Genomic DNA, 22,960 nt, shown 5'->3' with positions numbered 1-22,960 from the left:
CTGAGCGAGCACATGCTCGCTCAAAGAACACACATTTGAACGACAACAATCGTTATTCACACAAGAATAAGACAACAAAATAGAGGTCTACTATGGACTTTAATTTAACCGAAGATCAGCAAGCGTTTGCTGAAACAGCCCGTCAGTTTGCAGAGTCTGAACTTGCTCCACATGCTGCTAAGTGGGACCAAGAACACATTTTCCCTAAAGACACCATTAAAGCAGCCGGTGAGCTTGGCTTTTGTGGTTTATATACCCCAGAAGAAGCGGGTGGCTTAGGTTTATCTCGCTTAGATTCAAGCATTATCTTTGAACAGCTTGCAATGGGTTGTACAGCAACGACTGCAATGTTGACAATTCATAATATGGCAACCTGGATGATTGCAAGCTTTGGTACTGAAGATGTTAAAGCTCAGTACTGTGAGCAATTAGTCATGGGTGAGTTACTTGCTTCTTACTGCTTAACAGAGCCTGGCTCTGGCTCTGATGCAGCATCACTAAAAACTAAAGCGGTAAAAGAGGGCGATGAGTATGTGATCTCAGGCTCTAAAATGTTTATCTCGGGTGCTGGTGAAACTGATTTACTTGTAGTTATGGCGCGCACTGGTGGTGAAGGCGCAGCCGGTATTTCGGCATTTGTTGTGCCTGCTGACGCAGCAGGTATTGAATATGGTAAAGCTGAAGAAAAAATGGGCTGGAATGCACAGCCAACACGTTTAATTAGCTTTGAAGGTGTCAGAATTCCTGCGGCTAACTTACTAGGCCAAGAAGGCGAAGGCTTTAAGTTTGCAATGCAAGGCCTAGATGGTGGCCGAATTAATATTGCTACCTGTTCATTAGGTACAGCACAAGCAGCTCTTAATACTGCGCGCGAATACTTAAAAGAACGTGAGCAATTTGGTAAGCCATTAGCTGCTTTCCAAGCACTGCAATTTAAAATTGCCGACATGAACACCGAGCTTGTTGCAGCTCGTCAAATGGTGCGCTTAGCCGCATTTAAACTAGATACCGGTGACAGCGAAAAAACCACTTACTGCGCGATGGCAAAACGTTTTGCTACAGATGTTGGTTTTAAAGTATGTGACGACGCACTACAAATTCATGGTGGTTATGGTTACATCAAAGAATACCCATTAGAGCGTCATTTCAGAGACGTACGTGTGCATCAAATTCTTGAAGGCACAAACGAAATCATGCGTGTGATTATCGCACGTCGTATCTTAGCTGAGTCAGCTGGCGACATTCTATAAGGAGCAACCTATGTCTAATCCATCGATTGATTTAAATATTGAAGGTAACGTAGCGGTTTTAACCATGAATAACCCGCCAGCGAATACCTGGACACAAGATACATTAACCGCGCTTAAAGACACTGTAACTGAGCTAAATGCTAACAAAAATGTCTATGCATTAGTGATTACAGGTCAAGGTGAAAAGTTCTTTAGTGCAGGTGCCGATTTAAACGTGTTTGCCAGCGGTGACAAAGGCGTTGCTGCCACTATGTCAAAAGTGTTTGGTGATGCATTTGAAGCATTAACCAATTTCCGTGGTGTATCAATCGCGGCTATTAATGGTTATGCCATGGGCGGTGGTCTAGAAGTGGCTCTTGCGTGTGATATTCGTATTGCTGAAGAGCAAGCTCAAATGGCACTTCCTGAAGCGAAAGTTGGCTTGTTGCCTTGTGCTGGTGGTACGCAAAACCTTGCATGGCTTGTTGGTGAAGGTTGGGCAAAACGCATGATCTTATGTGGCGAGCGCCTAAAAGCTGAAAAAGCACGCGAAATTGGCCTTGTTGAAGAAGTGGTTGGTGCTGCCGAAAGTTTAGCTGCAGCAATGAAACTTGCTAACCAAGTTGGCGAGCAAAGCCCGGTTGCTGTGACTGCATGTAAAGAACTTATTCAAAAAGGTCGCACACAACCTATGGCTCATGCGTTGCCATTAGAGCGTGAGCTATTTGTTCAGTTGTTTGATACGCAAGACCAAAAAGAAGGCGTGAATGCGTTCTTAGAAAAGCGTAAAGCAAATTGGGTAAATGGCTAATGACTTACGTAACACTACTAAATCATCAAGATGCGCCTGTGGTGTTTGAAACTGCAGAGGCCGAGAGTGGCCTCATTGCAATTGCGACACTCAATGCGCCGAAATCGTTAAATGCCTTAAATTACGACATGATCCAACTGCTTGAGCCTCAGCTTAGAAAATGGGCTGACGATGACGCCGTTGCCATGGTCGTGCTAAAAGGGGCTGGCGAAAAAGCATTTTGTGCCGGTGGCGATGTAGTAAGCCTGCATAAAGCAATGAGCACAGGTGAGCCTGCTAACTACATTGAAGACTTTTTTACCCTTGAGTACAAATTAGACTACCTAATTCACTGTTATGAAAAGCCAATATTACTTTGGGGTAATGGCATTGTTATGGGTGGCGGCCTTGGCTTAATGGCTGGGGCAAGTCACCGAGTGGTAACAGAAACATCGCGTATTGCAATGCCTGAGCTAACCATTGGTTTATACCCAGATGTTGGCGGCAGTTACTTCTTACATAAAATGCCTGAGCAAGTGGGTCTATTCTTAGGGTTAACTGCGGCGTCTATCAATGCTGAAGATGCCTTGTTTGTTAATCTTGCTGATCACTATGCAACAGCAGATAAATATGACGCTATTTTAACGGCTATCACCGCTGAAAAATGGGGCAAAACAGCCTCATTAAATCACGAAAAGCTGACTAACATTCTAATCTCGATTGATAATATTTCAGGCCGTGTTCCTAAAGGTAATGTAAAAGAAAACTTAGAGGTTATTCAAAAGCTGGCTGAATTTGACTCACTGCAGGGCAAAATTGACTACATTCAAGCTTTACAAACTGAAGACAAATGGCTTAATCGTGCGCAAAAATCATTAGCACATGGTTGTCCGCTTAGTTGTGCGCTGGTTGAACGTCAATTAGTTAATTCAAAAGAGATGACGTTAGCAGATTGCTTTAAAATGGAGCTAGGTATGTCAGTACGCTGTGGCGAAGTAGGCGAGTTTCAAGAAGGGGTTCGTGCGCTATTAATCGACAAAGACGGTGCACCTAACTGGCAGTTTAAATCGCTTAGCGATATCGACGAAGCAGTTGTAGATAGCTTCTTTACAGCACGCTGGGATGAGCAATCTCACCCACTAAACTCATTAACGTCATCTTAAGTCCAAGGGGTAAACAAATGGCTAAATTAACAATAGGATTTATTGGTTTAGGCAACATGGGTGGCCCAATGGCGGCAAACCTTGTCAATGCAGGTCATACAGTTCGTGTATTTGACTTAAATAAAGCAGCGGTCAGTGAGCTTGCCGATAAAGGTGCAATTGCTGCTACCGATGCAGCTGAGTGTGCCATTGGCGCTGATATTTTTATCAGTATGCTACCAGCAAGCAAACACGTTAAGTCTCTTTATTTAGGCGAAACAGGCCTTATCAACTTACTTGATAGCAAAACTTTAGTGATTGACTGCTCAACCATTGATGCAGAATCAGCGCGTCAAGTGGGTAGCGAACTTGCTCAAAAAGGCATTGATTTTGTTGATGCACCTGTATCAGGTGGTGTTGCAGGTGCAACAGCGGGTACTTTAACCTTTATCGTCGGTGGTGAGCAAAGCCACTTTGAAAAAGCCAAACTGGCTTTAGCAGATATGGGTAAAAACATCTTTCATGCTGGTGATATTGGTGCAGGCCAAGTCGCAAAAATATGTAACAACATGCTGCTAAGCATTTTAATGGCTGGTACTAGCGAAGCACTACAAATGGGAATTAACAACGGGCTTGATCCAAAAGTGTTAAGTGACATCATGACTGCAAGCTCTGGCCGTAACTGGACGCTTGAGCTTTACAACCCATGCCCTGGTGTAATGGAAACAGCACCAGCAAGTAATGATTATAAACCTGGCTTTATGGTTGATTTGATGGCAAAAGACTTAGGTCTTGCTATGGAAGCGGCTCAGCAAAGTAATTCATCTACCCCAATGGGGTCAATGGCGAAGAATCTATACACTATGCTTCAGCATCAAGGTGCGGGTAGTGATGATTTTAGCGCTATTTTTAAATTATTCTCGAAGTAGGAGATTGTTGTGGAAATTAAAAACAACAACATCGTAATTACCGGTGGTGCGCAAGGTTTAGGCTTTGCGATGGCCGAGAAATTTGCATCCCTTGGCGCGAACATCGCCCTTATCGATATGCAACAAGACGTTCTTGATACTGCAGTATCAGCGCTTGCTAAATATGGTACAAAAGTTATGGCGTATGCTGCTAATGTGACCGACGAAGACGCCGTGGTAGCAACGTTCAACACTATCAACAAAGACTTTAGCCATATCGGCGTGTTAATTAATAACGCAGGTATCTTACGCGATGGTATGTTTATCAAAGCAAAAGAAGGCAAAGTGGTAGATAAAATGTCGTTAGCTCAATTTCAATCTGTTATTGATGTGAACCTGACCGGTGTATTCTTAGCAGGTCGTGAAGCTGCGAGCCACATGATTGAGTCTAGCAAAGGTGGCGTTATTGTTAATATGTCGAGTGTTGCCCGTGCTGGTAACATTGGCCAAACAAACTATGCTGCGTCTAAAGCCGGTGTTGTTGCGATGACAACGGGTTGGGCGAAAGAATTAGGTCGCTTTGGTATCCGTGTTGGTGCAATCGCACCAGGTGTTATTCGCACAGCAATGACAGATGCAATGAAACCAGAAGCAAAACAACGCATGATGGCGGTAACGCCAGTGGGTCGTTTTGGTGAAGCAGAAGAAATTGCCCAAACAGCACAATACATTGTAGAGAATGACTTCTTTACAGGTCGTGTTGTTGAAATTGATGGCGGTATTCGCCTTTAATTTCAAAAGGTAACCCTTTACCCATTGAAAGTACCAAAACGGTAAGCCTAGCTTGCCGTTTTTTTATTTTTAAAGTATTTTAAATTCATAATGATAAGGAGATTTGTTATGAACACTGATGGCATTACAGTATCAATGAGCAAGGGAATCAAAGCTAACTTCAAACTAGGTGAACATTTAATTGAATACTGGGGTTCGGCTTATTCAGGAAAAGAAGTACTGAAAGTAGACGGTGAATTAATAGCAGAATCACGTAACTTTAAAACTAAATCTGTTCATGAGTTTAGTATTGATGGTAAAGCCTGTCAGTTGTGTGTAAGGGTTAAACCCTTTTTTAAGTTCTCAGCCGTTATATCATTAGAGTGTGAAGGTGAATTAGTTCAGCGCTACAGACTCACATACGGTAAAACACGAAAAGTCGCTTGGTATTTCAGGTATCTCGATCTCTTAGCTTTTTTTGTTTTGGGATGGGTATTCATGGCAGAAGCAATATCACTGAACGAGCTAATTTTACTTGCTGGTGCCATTTTAATTTTTTCCGAAATAGTTTTTAAAAATCATGGCTGGATCATCGAAGAGCAAAAGCCTTGTAATTAACTGCCTAGCATTCAATAATTAAGCGGTTAAAAGCCGCTTAACTTTGAGAGATGTAGTGAATCCCAAACAAATCCGCAATTTTTATATCAATGAAGAACAGTCTGTTTATTTACTGTCTCACCATGATGCTAAAAAGCACCGCCAATGGCTTAATATTTGTATTAAACAGCTTACTTTGCTTGGTTACAGTGACGTTGAGTTAATTGGCTCTGGTGCGTTTGGATTTGTTTTTGCCGGTGTTGATGATGAAGACTTACCTTGGGTATTTAAGTTTTCACGTATAACCCTTGCACAAAGTGTACGTGATCGTCTAGAAGACGAAGCGTACATGCTCTCGCAAGTTAATAATCCGCTGGTGCCAAAATTTTATGCCTTTGAACGCATTAAAAAGCAAGGCATTTTAATGATGGAGCGCGCTCTAGGTGAAGACTTAGAAAAAATCTCCATTAAACAGGGGCGTTTTAGTGCAGCAAAAGTTATGGCACTGGCACTTAGGCTACGTAATGTGCTTTTAGATTTACGTGAACACAAAAATGGCTTAAGCCCACAGCCAATTGTGCATGGCGATATTAAACCCTCTAACATCGTTTATGATGAACAAACTAACAAGTTGTCTTTGGTAGACTGGGGCAGCTCTGTTTATGCACAAATAGATGCAGAGGGGAATCCGGTTGCCAGCAATTTTATGGATCTTATGTCTGCTGATATTAGTACCACTAATGCACGTATGGGTGATGTGTACTTTATTGGTGATGAGCAAATGTCAGGCGGGCAGTCATCGCCACGTTTTGATGAACAAGGTGTTGCCTCAACCCTTTATGCATTGGCCTCTGCACAATCTTGTAGATTTGGTGCTGCGGTTATTCCGGCTACAAGCCTGAATTTACCTATGGAGCTTGCCCGGGTTATTGACGGTATGCTTTCAAAAGATAAGGCAACCAGAGATGGCGCAGGTGATTATTTTATGCGAAACATGCCTACAATGGCTAAAGCTTACCTACCTGAGCTGCCCCGTAAAGTCATTCGCCCGTATATTCCTTATTGGTTTAGTGAGTTTGATGAACACCCAGACACGGTGGTATATAGCTCTCGTAAGCAATTTTTAAGACAAGCGGACCATAATCAACAATTACTAGATGTAAACGATGCCCAGCTCGACAGATACTACAAAGAGTTTTTATTTGATACCGGCGACACCGAAAAAGCATTTTTGGCCTCAATAAGCCGATTAGCAAAATACCCAGTAGTAGGGGGCTTGAGTTTTCATTGGAAAGAAAACTCACTGTTTGTCGAGTCTTCCCTTATTCTGCATGATGAAACGCTTGGCACTGCGTTTACCGATGCGATTAACAACACGGTGATGTTAGCACAGGGGATTGAACAAAAAGGTCTCTTTAAATGTTGCTTGTTTGATGCGCGTAAAACCATTCAGCTCGAGCGTGATGGCACAGGTGCGTTTAAATTTGAGAATTTACCTGAGCTTGATTACGAAGTAATGGATGTACAAGCCTCAGACGTAACCAGGCCACACTCTTACTTTGAAGATGGTAAAGACCCTGATGAGCAATTACAGCTCCCGAAAAAGGTTATAAAGTGCGTATTTGAGCTAAACCAAATACACCATACAGGCTGTATCATTTTTGAAGCTTTACCTGATAGGATGAAAATACATCATTACTATCGTTTGCTTGATGCCAGTAAAGAGCCTGAATTTAAACGCTTATTAAGTAAGCTTATGCAATACGCAGTTAATATCACAGATGTAGGTGTGGCAGGCTTTATGAAGCTACCTTACAAAAATACCCGTGAATTTGATTTATGTACTAAACAGCCCGATGAGTTTTATCCGCGAGATCCCAAAAGAGTGTTAGACATATAAGCCTTCTGCCTATGGCTGATGCTTCAGCTAGTGAGAAAGACAAAATTGATGCATTAAGATGTATTAAAATGCGGAATCTTGTAGGAGCTGCAAACAATACAAAGTGGAATGAGCTCATCTGTGAAGTGCGAGAATGGAAAAATTGGAAACCACCTTTTCGTTCGAAATGGGTAACTGGGCATATATCAGAATGGGATTGTGAGTGGTGCTATCATTTACCATTTCCTTTTATTGGTGTTCAGTGGCTAGATTTATACTTTATTGAAGAGATAGTAGACGTCAGAAGGCATCACTCTATAAAAGAGCATGATCACTCAGAGAGCTTAACTGAGCTTTTAGATAAGATAGGCTTATCTTACGATAAAGGTAAAACAACATTAAGAATTTGGGGATATCTTCCTAAGTGCTATGAGCTTTTTGATGAAACTAATAACTACATGTTGAATGTATTTAAGCAAAGTCACTAAAAGTGATCACAATAGTAAGGATATGGCTGATGAATCAATTAACAGAGAAAAAGATTACTTGTCCGTATTGTGGTGAGCAAATAGATATCTTACTGGATCCTGCAGACTTAAATCAGCAGTATATTGAAGATTGCCAGGTTTGTTGTAAACCAATAAACTTTTTAGTTTTTGAAAGCATAGATGAAGAGCTTTCAGTTACAGTATCAAGTGATGATGAAAGTAATGGCTTTTCTAATTTTTAAAAATTAGATTCTATGATTTCTAATTTATAAATTAAAAAACCTGCTAAATAGCAGGTTTGTGGGTAATTGGCTTTTACTTATGCTCTTCAATTATCTCAGTGATCCCTTCAGCAGAAAGTATCTCTATCCAATAACCATCTGGGTCTTTTATAAAGGCTAGACCTTTCATAGAGCCATCGTCTGGTTTTTTTACAAACTCAACATCGTATCTTGCAAAACGCTCGCATGCTGCATATACGTCTGGCACACTAATACCGATATGACCAAAGCCTTTTGGTTCATCATTACCACTATGGTAACCAGCAAAACTGTCGTCGTTTTCTGTGCCCCAATTGTGTGTAAGCTCGATAAGAGCAGGGCGACGAAACACCCACTGTGCTTTTTCTTTATCTGTGCCTTTTGGTATTTCTTGCTCATAACCTAAAAAGTACAGCGTAAACTCCATTTTAGGGAAGTCATATTTACCCAGTAACTTCATGCCTAAAACATTTTGATAGAAATCTAAAGAAGGCTTTGGATCTTTAATGCGCAACATTGTTTGTTGCATCACGAAATCTTGCGTTGCATTTGCGATTTGTTCAGGTGATTCGTTGTAGTTAGACATACACATCCTTTTTTACTGACATTAATGATGATTAACTCAGTCTAACATATTCAAGTTACCCTTAAATTAATAACAAATAATATTGACGTCTTTAGATAGCCCTTCAAATCTTAACTCGCTAACTCAAATAAAAAACCGCCCTTAAAGGCGGCTTATTTCAACTAACAGCTAAAAGCTTATAGCTCAGAGCTAAAGCTTAATTACCCCAAGGATTACTCGCACTTGAACGTTGTTTACGGGTGCGGGCTTTTTGCTTGGCTTCTTTTTTAGCGTGAATACGTTTAGCGTCAGTAAAACTTAACTCACATGGTTCACCTGGTTTTTGATCAGCAGGGATCACACGATCGCGCGGCGGCAATTCATAGTTTACATCGTCTGGGCGTGGTAAATTTTTAAGACGATACAAATAAAAGTTTTCGACTTTTTCTTGAGCCCATTGGGTTTTACGTAAAAACTTAACCGCAGATTTTATATCAGGGTTATTCTTAAAGCAGTTCAAACGCATATAGGCGTGGAGTAATTCCCAGCCATATTGTTCGACAAGCTCTGTCACTACTTGCTCGATACCAACACCTTGCAGTGGGTTATTGCTGAAAATTTCTTTATTACTCATTAGACTTTCCGGTATTACAAAACTAGGGTAAGTATAATTGCCTTTACCCTAGTTTTATAGCTAACTTGCTAAGAATGTTTATATTCGAGCTTATTCTTTGCAATTAACTACTACACGGCCGCGAATTTCACCTTTTAATAGGGCTTCTGCATTTGCAACGGCTTCAGAAAGTGGAATTTCTTGCGAAATAGCATCGAGGTACTGAGCCTCAACTAACTCACTTAAACGTTGCCATGCTTCAATTCGGTCAGCTTTAGGGCGCATTACACTATCAATACCCATTAGGCTAATACCGCGAAGGATAAACGGAGCTACTGTTGCCGGAAAGTCCATACCTTGTGCTAAACCACACGCTGTTACAACACCACCGTATTTAATCGATGCACACACATTTGCAAGGGTGTGGCTACCCACAGAATCAATTGCGCCAGCGAATTGCTCTTTAGCGAGTGGTTTCCCAGGTGCTGAGAATTCTTCGCGTGATAAAACGCGTTTTGCGCCTAATTTTTCAAGGTGATCTGCTTCGTTCATTCGTCCTGTTGTCGCAACTACATCAAAACCTAGTTTATTTAATAAATAGATAGCAAAACTACCCACGCCGCCATTAGCACCGGTAACAAGAATTTCGCCACTTTGGGGTGTGATACCTTGTTTTTCTAAAGCGATGATACTCAGCATTGCCGTATAACCTGCAGTACCAATTTGCATAGCCTGTTTTGGTGTTAAATTAGCAGGGAGGGGGATGATCCAATCAGCACTCATAGACGCTTTTGAACTCAAACCACCTAGGTATTTTTCCCCAACACCAAAGCCATTTAACAGAACTTTATCACCTACTTTAAATTCATCGCTTTTAGAGTCTGTTACTGTACCTGAAAGGTCTATCCCGGGGATCATAGGAAATGTTCTTACTACTGGGCCTTTACCTGTAATGGCTAGGGCATCTTTGTAATTCAATGTACTGTAGTCAACATCAATATTTACATCTTGCTGGTGGATGCTTTCTACAGGAAAGTCTGTGTATTCGGCACGGTAGCCTTGATCATCTTTGTTGATAACTACCGATTTTACTGATGTTGTCATGTTGACTCCTTTTAGACCGATCGTCTTTTAATGGTTAAAATAAAACCGTATTTAAACGGCTTTATAAAATTAAGCGTAAAAATTGTGCTGTATAAAGGGTAAGCGGTTCACTTGATTTATCAAGTTTAGAGCGCATCACTGCGCCTTCCCAGCCAATCCAGAAGAACTCAGCAAGCATTTTGCAATCTGATGATTGAGGAATTTGCTTTTGCTTCTTAGCATCAACTAAGCATTGCTCGATTAAAGCTTGCCAGTTGGAGTAAGCCTGTTTTATGCGGTCAATCATAGGCTCATCAAGGTGACTGATTTCTTGGTTTAAATTACCTATTAAGCAGCCGCGTTTAAACTCAAACTTTGCCATGCCTTGTTTGGCGTCATTGGCAAATAGCACAATCCTCTCAAGAGGGGTTGTTGAATCGTTGTTTAGGTGGCGTTTTAACTTTGCCTGAAAATAGCTGTCGTAAGCATCAATGAGTGCTAAGCCAAAATCATTCTTACTTTTGAAGTAATGATAAAAAGAGCCCTTAGGTACCTGAGCTGATTTTAATATTAAATCAATGCCGGTTGCGCTAAAGCCTTTTTCGGTTAATACAGCTAGCCCCGTATTAATCAAAAGGGCACGGGTATCTGCATTTGAACGCGCTATTTTTGGTGGCCTGCCACGACGGCTTGGCACAGAGTTATTTGTTTCCATACCGACTATATTAGACCGATCGGTTTTTAATATGCAAGCATTAAATTGACTAAATTGTAATCATCATAAATTTGTTATGATTACAATTTAATTGGGAACTTTGCAGAAAATGGCTTGGTCACAAATAATGAAGCTAGAAGAGCTGTATCGTTTTTAGCTGAATTTAAGTGTATTAATAGATGGTTTTAGTTGAAGAGGTACGACCACTTAGTCATTTAAAATGTTAATTCATTTGAGCATCAGCACGTTAGTTATTGTCAATTTATTTAATTGCTTTTTGCTATTTGAATTTAACAGTTTTATTAACTATTCATTAAATGTAGATGTCAATTTCGCTACATATCTATAAATATAAAAAGGTGAGGATATTACCTATGAAGAGACAGAAAAGAGATCGTTTAGAAAGAGCTCATTCTCAAGGTTATAAAGCAGGCTTGGCAGGCCGTTCCAAAGAACAATGCCCTTATCAACAAATCGACCCTAAATCTGAGTGGTTAGGTGGCTGGCGAGAAGCCATTGAAAACCGAAACATGTTTAAAACTTAATATAGGCACCTTATTTACGCAAAAAAGCCCCATTTAGGGGCTTTTTTGTATCTGCTATTTTGTATCTTAAATTAAAGATTAAAACGCAGATGTATCTTGGAAAAGACCTACTTTAAGATCTTTTGCTTCATAGATTACTCGGCCATCTACTTCTACAGTACCATCAGCCATACCCATGAATAATTTACGTTTAATAACACGCTTCATGTCTAAACGGTAAGTTACTTTTTTAGCTGTTGGCAAGATTTGACCTGTGAATTTAACTTCACCTACACCAAGTGCACGACCAAGACCTGGACCACCAGACCAACCTAGGAAGAAACCAACTAATTGCCACATAGCATCAAGACCAAGACAACCAGGCATTACTGGGTCACCTTTAAAGTGACAGTCGAAGAACCAAAGATCAGGGTTGATATCTAGTTCTGCAACGATCTGGCCTTTACCGTGCTCACCACCATCAGCAGTGATAGAGATAATGCGGTCCATCATTAGCATGTTGTCACTTGGTAAACGACAGTTGCCTTCACCGAACATTTCACCTTGACCGCAAAGGACCAATTCTTCTTTTGTATAGCTGTTTTTAGGTTCCATAACTCTCATTCATCGCTTAGAAATTGCCCTGTACTTTAGCGTACACTTGTACGCTAAACAACTCGGAGCAGTTAATTATTTGCTATTTTTAGCTTGTTTTATGACCATTTAATTAAACTGTCGCTGATAAAGGAAGATAAAACCGCGCATTGTGAAGTAAAAATCATTATAATTGCTGTGATTCTTTAACCAGTCTAAAGGAAATTTATGATCCTTTTTGTAAACTCACTGACAGTGATTGATTTTTCTTACTTGTGTAATAAACGCGGCGCAGTTGGCGAGAGCTGGATTGTGGATTTAACTCTGCACGGTCAATTAAATGATGAGTCGATGGTGCTTGATTTTGGCTTAGTTAAAAAGCAAATCAAGGGCATTATTGATAACTGTATCGACCATAAACTTGCTGTGCCAGCTTCTCTAAGCGGTTCACTAAAACAGCATGCTGAGCACAGCGTGCTAGATTGTCACTTCGGTGATAATTATCACTTAGCTATGAGTGCTCCTAACCAAGCATACTGTTTAATCGATGCTGATGTTATTGATGAAAAATCTGTAACTGAGTTTTTAATTAAAACTATTATGCCTGAGCTCCCTGGCAACATCGAAAAGATTGAAATTAATTTATACCCAGAGCATAGCCAAAGTTTTTATTATCATTACAGCCATGGTCTTAAAAAGCACGATGGTAATTGTCAGCGTATTATTCATGGTCATCGCTCTCAGATTGGTATTAGCCTTGATGGTATGGCTATGCCTCGCTTACAAAAAGAGTGGGCAGATAAATGGGAAGACATTTATCTAGCAACAGCTGAAGATGAAATCAATAAATCAGACCTTAAGCATGTAACTGCACAAGAGAACGATGTGTGCTTTGCTTACACATCACAGCAGGGCTATTTTGAAATGGCGATAGACAAATCACGCTGCGACATTTTACCTTGCGATACTACGGTTGAGTGCATTGCAGACTACTTAAGTTCACAAGTTAAAAACCAATACCCTGATTCAGAAGTTAAAATTACAGCTTACGAAGGGGTTGGCAAGGGGTCAATCAGTTATGCGTAAAGGATTATTTATAGCAGCATTTGCAGGATTGTTTTCTTTAACTGCAAGTGCTGTTGAATTAAAAGGACATTTAACTCAAGGCGGTTTAGTAACAGGCCAAATTGATGGCGCTAAAAGTGTTAGCTTCAATGGTGAGCCTCTTAAGCTTTCAACAAATGGTGAGTTTGTATTTGGCTTTGGTCGTGATGCCAAGACAAATCATAGCCTTTCTTGGGTTGATAGTGCTGGTGTAAGCCACGAACAAGCAATTGTGATCACTAAGCGTGATTACAAAATTGATAAAATCACCGGTGTAGCTAAAAAATATGTTTCGCCACCTAAAGAAGTGTCTGAGCGTATTAGCCGTGAAGCTGTAGCTGTACGTAAAGCTAGGCAAGTCAATTCTGACTTAAGGTACTTTTTAGACCCTGTTTATAAGCCGGCAACGGGGCGCATTTCAGGTGTTTATGGGAGCCAGCGTTACTTTAATGGTGAACCCCGCCGTCCGCACTTTGGTTTAGACATTGCCAATAAAACGGGTAGCCCAGTGTATGCACCAGTGAGCGGCACAGTTGTTTTTGCTGATGCTGACTTATATTACTCTGGTGGTACCCTGATTCTTGACCATGGCCATGGTGTTACCTCTACTTATATTCATTTAAGCAAATTAGATGTAAAAGTAGGTGACGAAATTAAGCGTGGCGATAAAATTGCCGAGATCGGTGCGACCGGTCGCGTAACTGGCCCTCATTTAGACTGGCGTTTTAATTGGAAAAATGAACGCCTTGACCCTGCGCTAATGATGCAAGACACATTAGCTAATAAAAAGTAGAGACTATGACACAACAAATCGATCGTGACGCTATTATTGCAAAGCGTATTGCTGACTCAACAACGTCGGTAACAAAAACAGTTTTTCCTGGCCGTACTAACCACCACAATACTTTGTTTGGCGGTGACGCGTTGGCATGGATGGATGAAGTAGCGTTTATTGCTGCTACACGTTTTTGCCGTAAGCCACTTGTAACGATTTCGTCTGACCGTGTTGATTTTAAAGAAGCCATTCCGGCTGGTACATTTGCAGAGCTTATTTCTAAAGTTGTACACGTAGGTAACACTAGCCTTAAAGTAGATGTTGAAATCTTCTTAGAAACAATGCACAAAGACGATAAACACTTAGCTATTTCTGGTAGCTTTACGTTTGTTGCTGTTGATGATAACCACAGACCAACTCCGGTAGTGTGCGACAAAATGATCAACGGATTCGAATAAGACTTACAGTGAGTTTTAAATAAATTAAGTACCTTCGGGTGCTTAATTTAATACACAACAAGAACACATCATACTATATTTGATTTAAGCATATCTCAGCAAAGAGCAAAATATGCAGCTATAAGTTATCAGAGGAGGGGAGCGATGCGTTTAATATTTTTATTCTGTTATATAGCTATATTAGTGTTAGCATTTAATCAATTCGATGGTTACTTATTCGATTTGGCGGCCGCTTTACGAGGGTTGCTGATTGTATGTAGTTTTTTACCTGCATTTTTTTTGTTGTGGTGGAACAAAAAACTATCTCTCAGTTTAATTGCTCTAAGTATTTGCTTAGTAATATTTCATTTTAAACCTTACTCATCATCTGAAACGACTCAAAACACAGATATCAAAATCGCCCAGGTAAATTTGCAATATAGTAACCCTAACTTAGCAAATATCATCACTAGCCAATTTATAAATGCGCAAAATGATATCTTAGTACTGTTTGAATTCAATGATACGCAGCGGCATGTGCTTGATGAGCTAAACTCTAAATATCATTTATTTGGTTATGCTGAAGTTGAAGGGGCGCCATTTGGCATTATTGTTCTATCAAAACTTCCAATCGTACAAAGGCAAATTAAACGCTTTGATAATCCTAAGCTTGGCTACGTAAAGCTTAGCTTTTTACATAATAACGTTATGTTAAATAGTGTGTTTTTACATCCTCCATCACCTAGAACTCAAAATTTGTGGAGTCAGAGAAACTTAGTTTTAAGTGAAGTTGCTTCAGAAATTAAAAAGTTAAAGGGGAGTTGGTTAGTTGCTGGTGATTTTAATACAGTACCTTGGTCACGATACTTTATGAGTATTAAAAGCAGTTGTTTTAATCACGCAGGTTTTTATACATCTTGGTCTTTAAAAAACCAGCTAAGTGATTTAAAAGTTTTGGGTTTACCAATAGATCATTGTTTAGTGAGTGAAGATGTTTCTTTATCTAATGTTAGTGTTAACTCTGTAAACGGCAGCGACCACAAACTGCTGCACTATGAACTCACATTTTCTACGCATTGATTAAATTTAAGGTGACTATTTTCAATTAATATATCAACCAGCATAGTTAGCTCAAAGTTATCCCAAGGTTTTGCGGTAATCATATTAGCTATATTATTGTTAAGCGCACTTTTAGAAGCTTCTAGCTCTGCATAGCCGGTAATCAAAAGGCGAGAGCAGTTCGGCTGTAGCAATTTAATGTCCTCTAAAACAGCAAAACCACTGATTGCAGGCATCAACAGATCACAAATGACTAAACTAATTGGGTTCTGTTTCGCATACTCAATTGCCGATAGAGGGTCGCTGAAACAAATTACATGGTTATTAGTACCTAATAATCGTTTTAGCGACCTTAAAATTGCTTCATCATCATCGATGATTACAATGTTTTTTCTCATGAATGTGCTCCAAATAAGTGCTTCAAGTCATAGAGCATATGTTTAAAGTTTCGTTTATGAGGGAATAGCCAAAAGGCTTTATTCGAATAGATAAGTGCTTTTGAATACTGACCAAGTTCACGATAGAACTCGCCATAACATTCACTTAAACGTGCTTTGATTTTTTTAAGTTCATTGTTTGATACAACAGATTGGTTACGATTAATAATTTCAACCATAGCCGCTAGTCTATTTTCCCTATTTGATGTTATAGAGTTAGCACGCATTAGATAGTGCATTGCACACAGCGTTGAATAACCTACATAACCTTTTTTTGCTATTTTTAACCAGCAATCTAAATCGGTAGCGCTACTTAACTTATTGTCAAAACCACCCACATCAACAATGGTTGAACGTTTAACCATGACCGACGAAGTCCCAACGATATTGGTTGTGATCATTTGGCTTATTGGATTATCTAGAAACTGGAAGTCTGTGTTTTCTTTATTGCATTTAAATTCGGGCCAATAATCAAAACAGCCAATTATATCTTCGTTGTTTTCATTAAAATGCATGTAGTCAGTAAAACTTAAAACACAGTCTGGATGTTTTTTATGAAATGCTAACTGAGCTGCAAGTTTATCGGCTGACCAATAATCATCGGCATCTAAAAAAGCTACGTACTCTGACTTTGCTTGCGTAATTGCAAGGTTACGAGCAGCGACAACGCCTTTTCTTTGTTGGCTAAATATGCGTACTTCACTTTTGTCAGCAGCAAGTTGCTCAAGGTATTCTTTACTGCCATCTGTAGAGCCATCATCAACAATAATAATTTCGAAATTAACATTTTTTTGCTGGTAAATGCTGTTAATACAGGTATCTAGATACTGAAAACAGTTGTAGTTAGGAGTGATAATACTGACTTGGCTGTTCATAATATGCTCCAATAGCATTTCTTCACGTAGTAAAGGATACGCAATTTAGACGCCAGCTTTAAATCTGTATTTTCTGTGAAATTACTCAGCCTTTTCTCTTTGTGCGTTGCATTTTGCAAATCTTCGCTAATTTTTTATCTCAATTCGGGAATATTTCGGTTTTTTTGCTGGGTATGGAACTTGCCATAGCTCTTATAACAGTTTTTATAGGAGCGTTTTTATGAAGCACATTGCTATTTTGGTTCCAAGCTTTCCAATTGCATCTGAAACATTTGTTGTAACGGAAATTAAAGCTCTTCTAAATGCAGGGCATAAGGTGACAGTTCTTACATTTGAAAAAACCAGTGTGATGATTAACTTAACCAGTTCCATTGAAGTTAAAAAAATCACTAAGCCTGCTTTTAAATCAATCTTACCTTTTATGTTTAACATTTATAAGTTAGCAAGGGCAACGCATACTGCAGCTCAATTTAAATCAATTTCAACACAATCGTTGCTTGCTTATGGTTATCAAATTGCACGTTATATAAAAGCTGCAAAGATAGATCATTTACATTGCCATTTTATGCATGGGCCTCTTGCATACGGGATCGTTGCGGCAAAACTTGCTGACATTACAGTATCTTCTATTGGTCATGGCCATGATGTTTACGTAAACAACGCAGACTTAAAACCTAAATTAGCTCTTTGTGATTTTTCAATAGCAGTTTGTGAAGAAATGGCTATGCAATTTAAACGCTTTTCGAAGAGCAATGTTAAATTGTTGCATTGTGGTATCGATACTAGCCAATTTAAGTTTGTACCATCGTCCCTAAATGAATCTGTTCGTTTAATTTTTATCGGTCGTCTAGTCGAAAAGAAAGGGCTGCAATTCCTATTACCGGCACTTAAGCATATTCCAAAAGAGTTTGGTATAACCCTAGATATAGTAGGGGACGGGCCAATGCTTAACGATTTAATGTATATGGCTGAAGAGCTTGGTATTCGTAAATCTATACGCTTTCTAGGTGAAAAACCTCATGATTGGGTTAGCTCAAACCTAATTTATTATTCTGCGCTTATCGCCCCTTTTTGCGTCGCAGAAAATGGCGACCGTGATACAGGCCCGTTAGTTTTAAAAGAAGCCATGGCTTGTGGCCTTCCTGTTCTCACAACCACCTTAATGGGAGCAAACGAAATTGTAACCCCAAGTGTTGGTATGAAATGTATGCCAGGTAGTATCTCAGGACTCAGCAAAATGCTTTATAAATTTCACCAATTATCTCCACATAAGCGTTATCTACTTGGTCAAAATGCTAAGCAACATGTTAACGAGCATTACAACGCAGTTAAGCAAGCTAAGCAACTTTCCAAATGGGTTGAATCATTATAGGGAGGTTTTATGAGTAACTTAAAACAAATTGGTTACTTTGCTTTAGCTATTTTTGCAGTAAAAGGGTTTGGCTTTTTACTTTTACCAATTACAACTCGCTTTTTAGAAAAGAGCGAGTTTGGTGAGCTGAACTTCTTAGTAACCATGTCAGCGCTATGCTCTTTAGTGGTTTCTCTTGGTTTACCTGAGCTACTACTAAAACAACAGTACCCATCTTTTCGTGAAAAAATGGCGTTATTTAGAGACTCTCTGGTATTAACAATCTGTTTTAGTGCGCTTTTTTTAGGCTGTAGCTTTATATTTAGCGAGCAAATTATTGCAACCTTACCTGCGCAAATAAAGGTGATTGATTTTAGGTTACTTATTTTAAATTTAACTTTTGCCTCGGTACTTGCTATCCCGTACACCTACTACCGGTTATTTGGTTACGCGCAAAAGTATTGTTTTTATAGTATTGCGCATGCTGTCATACAAACTTGTTTAACAATCACTTTGTTATTTCTTGGTTTTAATGTAACCGGTGTAATGGTTTCAGGTGTTGTCTGCACGTTCATTATTATGTGTTTAACCTTAAGTGATATGCGAAGTGCACTTAAAGTGAGCTATTCTCGCTTTAGCTGGAGAATAAAAAAATCACAGACTGTATTCTTAACTTCAATTATCGCATCAGGTTTGTTTGTTTATGCCGGTAATGGGGCTGAAAACTGGTTTATCGTTGCCGAATTTAACGAGAGTGTTTTAGCGAGTTATTACGTTGCAGCGCAATTTGCCATTATAACTTCGTTCACATTTGAGCCGATTAGGCTTTGGTGGTTCGCCAAACGTTTTAGCTTAATTAAGCAAGATAAAACGCAATATCAAAATTATGCAATAACCTCATTAAATGCAGGCTTAGCTATGTGTGTTTTAATGAGTTTATTGGCACCAATCGCATTAAACTCAGTACTTCCTGCTGAATACCATGGCAAAGATAGCTGGCTGATTCTGTTGATTATTGTTGTTGCCATACGCCATCACAGCGATATTTTTAATATTGGTTGCTACATGCATAAAAATGGTGTGTTTGTATCAATTATAAATTTCTTTACGGCACTTTTAGGCCTTAGCCTGCTGTACTTTTTAGTGCCAAAACTTGGTGTTGAAGGCGCTATTTTGGCGCTAATCATTATGCAAAGTTTTAAATTAGTTTGCCTTTACTCAGTTAGTCAGCATTTCGAACCTCTAAAGCTAAATTTTGCAGCATTAATACCAAGCTGGTTAGCATTAGGCTCTATAACACTGATCACTTTACAGTTTAGCGAACTAAGTTTGGCTAAATGGATTGTATGTTTTATCTATATTGTTGGTATGGCTTATCAATATAGAGCATTAATTAAGCAAGTAATAAAAAGCTTAATGAAGGAGCATCACTATGCTCAATTACTATAAACAAAATCAGTTATTCATTAATGGCATTTTAGTAACCTTACTTGTGGTTGTTACCTATGCCATTTTGGGCCCAATAGCAGTATTTGCATTGCTGCTATTACCTTTTGCCGCTTTCACTGCAGTAAAGGTAAGTGTGGCTTTTATAATTTTGTTTATTTTATTTAGCTACTTTCGATTACACGAAGCTTTTCCTTTTTTAATGCCTTTTAAAATTCCTAAGTTACTCGCGCTTGCGTCGTTATTGGGAATAGCTTGGCACCTGTTTATCTCACAAAAATTAAAGCCACATTGGCATACCAATCATCTGATATTTTTTGTTTGGTTTATTTGGCTAACTGTTTGCGTTTTTAGTGCCTCAAATCGGGGTTTAGCGATGGAGTACTGGTCAGGTGTACTAACAAAAGTACTCATTATGGTATTTGCAATCTCGTGGTGGATGAGCACATTAAAGCATTTTAATGTGGTTAGAATTGGCATCATGATCTCAGGTGCCGCCATTGCTTTAGTTGCCCTGAGTAACAAAATGAATGGTATTGGCCTAGTAGAAGGTACCCGCGTCACTATTTCGCGAGAACTTCGCTCACAACTTGGTGATCCTAACGATTTATCACTTGTAATGATGTTTCCCGTGTCTTTTTTAGCTGCTGAAGTATTTGATTCAAGTGCCCATAAATTTAGACGCATCATTGCATTTATTTGCTTAGTTATCGCAATCAGCGGTGTTATTGCAACACAAAGCCGAGGAGGCTTACTTGGCATTGCTGCTGTACTTAGTTTCTTTATTTACCAGAAAGTTAAAAATCCTGTAGTGGTCGGCTGCATTGGTGCCGTGGGCATGTTAGCCATGGTTGCTTTTGCAGGTATTGCAGATAGACAAAGTGGCGGCTCCCATGAGGGCGGTGTTGATGAATCTGCTATGGGCCGTATTTACGCATGGCAAGCTGCAATCAATATGGCAATACATAATCCATTAACAGGGGTTGGGGTTAATAACTTTGTCGTTAATTACTATTTCTACAGCCCTCATTGGGATGGCAAGAATCATGCAGTACACAGTACGTGGTTTCAGGTATTAGGTGAAACGGGAATCGTAGGAATATGCATTTTTGTATTAGTGATTGCCTGTATTTATCGCACCTTGAACCGTGTGTTCTTAATGAATAAACAGATTAATGACAAACAAATAGATGTAAATGCGAAAGCTCTAAAGGGCGGCCTAATTGGCTTTATGGTGTCAGGCACCTTTTTAACTCAGGCATTTACATGGCCTATTTATATCATTCTTGCTTTAACTATTGCATTAGAAAAGCTTGTAATCGATAAACAAAGGGAGAGCTCACATGAGTGAAAATATTAAACAATGGCTTAAATCAAGTGACAGCCCATTTGCAAAATCACTTTTTCAATTTGCGAAATCGATTCGCAATCCGCAAATGTGGGTTATCCCAGGTATTCATTCATTTATATATAAATTGCATTTATTGGTTAAAACAGTAGTGAGTGAGCTAGGGCGCATTTTTTATTACACACCACTATTTAAAAGCCAAATCAAGGGCTCAAAAGCAAATTTATACCTATATTCTGGTATGCCGCAAATTTTAGGAAAACTTGAAATTAGCTGTAATGACAACACACGAATTAGTGGCATCAGTACTTTTTGTGGGCGTAGTCATGGTAATAACACACCCAAACTTATAATTGGCAGTAATGTAGATATTGGTTGGCAAAATGCGTTTTCTGTTGGACGAAAAATTGTTTTAGAAGATGATGTTCGCCTTGCTGGTCGTGTATTTTTAGCAGGTTTTCCTGGTCACCCTCTAAACTCTGAAAGACGTGCTCTAGGCGAGCCTGATGATGAATGCCAAGTTGGCGATATCATTATCAAACAAGGCGCTTGGATAGGCACCGGCGCAACTGTGCTTGCAGGTGTAACAATAGGCGAGGGTGCTATAGTTGCTGCAAGCGCGGTAGTTACTAAAGATGTCCCAGCAAATACTATTGTTGCTGGCAATCCAGCAAAAATTGTTAAACAGCTGGAGGGGACGCTATGAAATTTATTGTATTCGGTGAAGACTGGCAAAGTCACCCAAGTAGTACACAGCACCTATTTAAACAACTATCAAAACAACATCATGTTATTTGGATTAACTCGATTGGTATGCGAAAACCAACATTTCGCTTGATTGATGTGAAACGAGTTTTTAATAAATTAAAAAGCCTTTTTTTATCAAAGCGCACAGGGTCAAATGCTAAAACAACGAATACTAGCCAAAACATTAATTTAACATCACACACATTAGCGGTTTTACCCTGGCACGATAACGTTATAGTAAGGCTATTTAATAAATGGATTTTTAATCGAAAAGGTTTCATAGATGATGAGCCAATTGTTTATTGGCTTAGTGTGCCTACTGCAATTAGTCTAATTTCACCGCGAGAGCAAGATAAGGTAATTTATTATTGTGGTGATGACTTCTCTGCACTTGCGGGGGTTGATCATAAAATGGTCGCGCCTTTTGAAAGTGACCTTATCGAAAAAGCTGACACCATCTATGTTGTGAGTGAGTTTCTTGCCAACAAAATGCCGAAATCTAAAGTTAAAATGCTTTCTCATGGTGTCGATTTAGAGCTTTTTACTACGCAAACCACAAAAGCCGTTGAACTTGAGCAAATAAGCAAACCAATTATTGGTTTCTATGGTTCCTTGAATGCTTGGCTTGATAAAGCCTTATTGTTAAGGCTAGCTAAAGATAGGCCTGAGTATCAATTAGTATTTATAGGCCACCTTGTCGAAGACTTCTCTGATCTACTCAAGTTAGACAATGTAACCCATATACAGGCTGTAGAGCATGATCGTTTAGCTTCATTTTCTCAGCATTGGCAGGTATCTATCTTGCCATTTGTTGATAATGAGCAGATCAGGGCCTGTGATCCACTTAAATTAAAAGAATACATAGCCACAGGCACACCAATTGTGACAACACGCTTTGCTGCGGTTAATCCGTACCAAGAGACCATATTAATAGCAGACAACCACCAGGGCTTTATTGAGCGATTAGACTATGCTGTAAGCCTAAGTAAATCAAACAACTTAAATTGGCGAGCCAACCAATCTCAGCAGGCAAGTGATCATAGCTGGCAAGCAAAAGCCAAGCTAGTCTGTAAACAACTTAGGTTTTGCTAAATAAACCTTTCAACCCAAAGCCGCATCTTGTATCGCTACAAGATGCGGCTTTTTCATTTTGGCTCATTAACTGCAATTAACTAACTATCTATAGAAATCTCGGTTGTTTTTATCAATTTGCAAATTAAAAC

Annotated in this window: 26 protein-coding genes; 19 read left to right on the top strand and 7 right to left on the bottom strand. The window is 39.3% G+C overall.

The window, feature by feature from the left end; translation table 11 throughout:
- Positions 1-92: 92 nt before the first annotated feature.
- The 9 genes from AOG26_RS05150 (at position 93) to AOG26_RS05110 (ending at position 8,046) form a co-directional block, all read left to right on the top strand.
- The gene (locus AOG26_RS05150; protein WP_054561517.1) at positions 93-1,250 is read left to right on the top strand and encodes an acyl-CoA dehydrogenase family protein; all 1,158 of its coding nucleotides are present in this window, start codon (positions 93-95) and stop codon (positions 1,248-1,250) included.
- 10 nt (positions 1,251-1,260) lie between these two features.
- Positions 1,261-2,040: an enoyl-CoA hydratase gene (locus tag AOG26_RS05145; RefSeq protein ID WP_054561516.1), complete on the top strand. Its 780-nt coding sequence runs from the start codon at positions 1,261-1,263 to the stop codon at positions 2,038-2,040.
- Positions 2,040-3,182, top strand: a complete 1,143-nt coding sequence (locus tag AOG26_RS05140) for an enoyl-CoA hydratase/isomerase family protein (RefSeq protein ID WP_054561515.1) — start codon at positions 2,040-2,042, stop codon at positions 3,180-3,182. Before AOG26_RS05145 ends, AOG26_RS05140 begins: the two co-directional genes overlap by 1 nt.
- Before the next feature lie 17 nt (positions 3,183-3,199).
- Complete coding sequence (mmsB, locus tag AOG26_RS05135; protein ID WP_054561514.1) at positions 3,200-4,090, top strand: 3-hydroxyisobutyrate dehydrogenase; 891 nt, start codon at positions 3,200-3,202, stop codon at positions 4,088-4,090.
- A gap of 9 nt (positions 4,091-4,099) precedes the next feature.
- Positions 4,100-4,861, top strand: coding sequence for an SDR family oxidoreductase (locus AOG26_RS05130; protein WP_054561513.1), 762 nt, complete (start codon positions 4,100-4,102; stop codon positions 4,859-4,861).
- A gap of 108 nt (positions 4,862-4,969) precedes the next feature.
- Positions 4,970-5,458 carry a hypothetical protein gene (locus AOG26_RS05125; RefSeq protein WP_054561512.1) on the top strand — a complete coding sequence of 163 codons (489 nt, stop codon included), beginning with the start codon at positions 4,970-4,972 and terminating at the stop codon, positions 5,456-5,458.
- Between the two features lie 55 nt (positions 5,459-5,513).
- Positions 5,514-7,337, top strand: coding sequence for a protein kinase domain-containing protein (locus tag AOG26_RS05120; RefSeq protein WP_054561511.1), 1,824 nt, complete (start codon positions 5,514-5,516; stop codon positions 7,335-7,337).
- Positions 7,338-7,348: 11 nt separating this feature from the next.
- Entirely contained in the window at positions 7,349-7,804 is a 456-nt protein-coding gene (locus AOG26_RS05115; protein WP_054561510.1) for a DUF6678 family protein, read from the top strand.
- Between the two features lie 29 nt (positions 7,805-7,833).
- A complete protein-coding gene (locus AOG26_RS05110) occupies positions 7,834-8,046 on the top strand; it encodes a CPXCG motif-containing cysteine-rich protein (protein WP_054561509.1) in 213 nt (70 codons plus the stop codon).
- Positions 8,047-8,119: 73 nt separating this feature from the next.
- Here the strand turns inward: AOG26_RS05110 and gloA are convergent, their stop codons facing one another.
- The 4 genes from gloA to acuR form a co-directional block, all read right to left on the bottom strand.
- Complete coding sequence (gloA, locus tag AOG26_RS05105; protein ID WP_054561508.1) at positions 8,120-8,650, bottom strand: lactoylglutathione lyase; 531 nt, start codon at positions 8,648-8,650, stop codon at positions 8,120-8,122.
- Between the two features lie 196 nt (positions 8,651-8,846).
- On the bottom strand, positions 8,847-9,263 hold the full coding sequence (locus AOG26_RS05100) for a VF530 family DNA-binding protein (protein WP_054561507.1): 417 nt from the start codon (positions 9,261-9,263) through the stop codon (positions 8,847-8,849).
- A gap of 90 nt (positions 9,264-9,353) precedes the next feature.
- A complete protein-coding gene (gene acuI / locus AOG26_RS05095; protein WP_054561506.1) occupies positions 9,354-10,346 on the bottom strand; it encodes an acrylyl-CoA reductase (NADPH) in 993 nt (330 codons plus the stop codon).
- Positions 10,347-10,407: 61 nt separating this feature from the next.
- Positions 10,408-11,040, bottom strand: a complete 633-nt coding sequence (gene acuR / locus AOG26_RS05090) for an acrylate utilization transcriptional regulator AcuR (RefSeq protein WP_054561505.1) — start codon at positions 11,038-11,040, stop codon at positions 10,408-10,410.
- 374 nt (positions 11,041-11,414) lie between these two features.
- On the opposite strand from acuR, the gene rmf reads away from it, so the two are divergent.
- Positions 11,415-11,585, top strand: a complete 171-nt coding sequence (gene rmf, locus AOG26_RS05085; RefSeq protein ID WP_036968408.1) for a ribosome modulation factor — start codon at positions 11,415-11,417, stop codon at positions 11,583-11,585.
- Between the two features lie 78 nt (positions 11,586-11,663).
- Here the strand turns inward: rmf and fabA are convergent, their stop codons facing one another.
- A complete protein-coding gene (gene fabA / locus AOG26_RS05080) occupies positions 11,664-12,179 on the bottom strand; it encodes a bifunctional 3-hydroxydecanoyl-ACP dehydratase/trans-2-decenoyl-ACP isomerase (protein ID WP_054553819.1) in 516 nt (171 codons plus the stop codon).
- 207 nt (positions 12,180-12,386) lie between these two features.
- Between fabA and AOG26_RS05075 the strand changes: the two genes are divergently transcribed.
- The 4 genes from AOG26_RS05075 to AOG26_RS05060 all read left to right on the top strand — a co-directional run bounded on the left by AOG26_RS05075 (position 12,387) and on the right by AOG26_RS05060 (position 15,554).
- Entirely contained in the window at positions 12,387-13,244 is an 858-nt protein-coding gene (locus AOG26_RS05075) for a 6-carboxytetrahydropterin synthase (protein ID WP_054561504.1), read from the top strand.
- A complete protein-coding gene (locus tag AOG26_RS05070; RefSeq protein ID WP_054561503.1) occupies positions 13,237-14,055 on the top strand; it encodes a M23 family metallopeptidase in 819 nt (272 codons plus the stop codon). Before AOG26_RS05075 ends, AOG26_RS05070 begins: the two co-directional genes overlap by 8 nt.
- A gap of 5 nt (positions 14,056-14,060) precedes the next feature.
- Positions 14,061-14,495 (top strand): acyl-CoA thioesterase, encoded by a 435-nt coding sequence (locus tag AOG26_RS05065; protein WP_054561502.1) that lies wholly within the window; start codon positions 14,061-14,063, stop codon positions 14,493-14,495.
- Between the two features lie 144 nt (positions 14,496-14,639).
- A complete protein-coding gene (locus AOG26_RS05060; protein ID WP_054561501.1) occupies positions 14,640-15,554 on the top strand; it encodes an endonuclease/exonuclease/phosphatase family protein in 915 nt (304 codons plus the stop codon).
- Here the strand turns inward: AOG26_RS05060 and AOG26_RS05055 are convergent.
- Complete coding sequence (locus tag AOG26_RS05055) at positions 15,527-15,931, bottom strand: response regulator (protein ID WP_054561500.1); 405 nt, start codon at positions 15,929-15,931, stop codon at positions 15,527-15,529. The two genes, AOG26_RS05060 and AOG26_RS05055, sit on opposite strands and share 28 nt — an antisense overlap.
- Positions 15,928-16,845, bottom strand: a complete 918-nt coding sequence (locus AOG26_RS05050; protein WP_054561499.1) for a glycosyltransferase family 2 protein — start codon at positions 16,843-16,845, stop codon at positions 15,928-15,930. The genes AOG26_RS05055 and AOG26_RS05050 overlap by 4 nt, the downstream gene beginning before the upstream one ends.
- Positions 16,846-17,065: 220 nt before the next feature.
- On the opposite strand from AOG26_RS05050, the gene AOG26_RS05045 reads away from it, so the two are divergent.
- The 5 genes from AOG26_RS05045 to AOG26_RS05025 are packed head-to-tail and all read left to right on the top strand — an operon-like array spanning position 17,066 to position 22,829.
- The gene (locus AOG26_RS05045) at positions 17,066-18,217 is read left to right on the top strand and encodes a glycosyltransferase (RefSeq protein ID WP_054561498.1); all 1,152 of its coding nucleotides are present in this window, start codon (positions 17,066-17,068) and stop codon (positions 18,215-18,217) included.
- Positions 18,218-18,226: 9 nt separating this feature from the next.
- Positions 18,227-19,645, top strand: coding sequence for a lipopolysaccharide biosynthesis protein (locus AOG26_RS05040; RefSeq protein ID WP_054561497.1), 1,419 nt, complete (start codon positions 18,227-18,229; stop codon positions 19,643-19,645).
- The gene (locus AOG26_RS05035; protein WP_054561496.1) at positions 19,629-20,993 is read left to right on the top strand and encodes an O-antigen ligase family protein; all 1,365 of its coding nucleotides are present in this window, start codon (positions 19,629-19,631) and stop codon (positions 20,991-20,993) included. The genes AOG26_RS05040 and AOG26_RS05035 overlap by 17 nt, the downstream gene beginning before the upstream one ends.
- Positions 20,986-21,696: an acyltransferase gene (locus AOG26_RS05030; protein WP_054561495.1), complete on the top strand. Its 711-nt coding sequence runs from the start codon at positions 20,986-20,988 to the stop codon at positions 21,694-21,696. The genes AOG26_RS05035 and AOG26_RS05030 overlap by 8 nt, the downstream gene beginning before the upstream one ends.
- Positions 21,693-22,829 carry a glycosyltransferase gene (locus AOG26_RS05025; protein WP_054561494.1) on the top strand — a complete coding sequence of 379 codons (1,137 nt, stop codon included), beginning with the start codon at positions 21,693-21,695 and terminating at the stop codon, positions 22,827-22,829. Before AOG26_RS05030 ends, AOG26_RS05025 begins: the two co-directional genes overlap by 4 nt.
- The last annotated feature ends 131 nt before the right edge of the window (positions 22,830-22,960 follow it).

The sequence above is a fragment of the Pseudoalteromonas sp. UCD-33C genome (genome assembly GCF_001306895.1).
In the GTDB taxonomy this organism is placed as follows: Bacteria; Pseudomonadota; Gammaproteobacteria; order Enterobacterales; family Alteromonadaceae; genus Pseudoalteromonas.
Note: the sequence above shows the minus strand (reverse complement) of the source record. Positions and strands in the feature narration are given on the sequence as shown.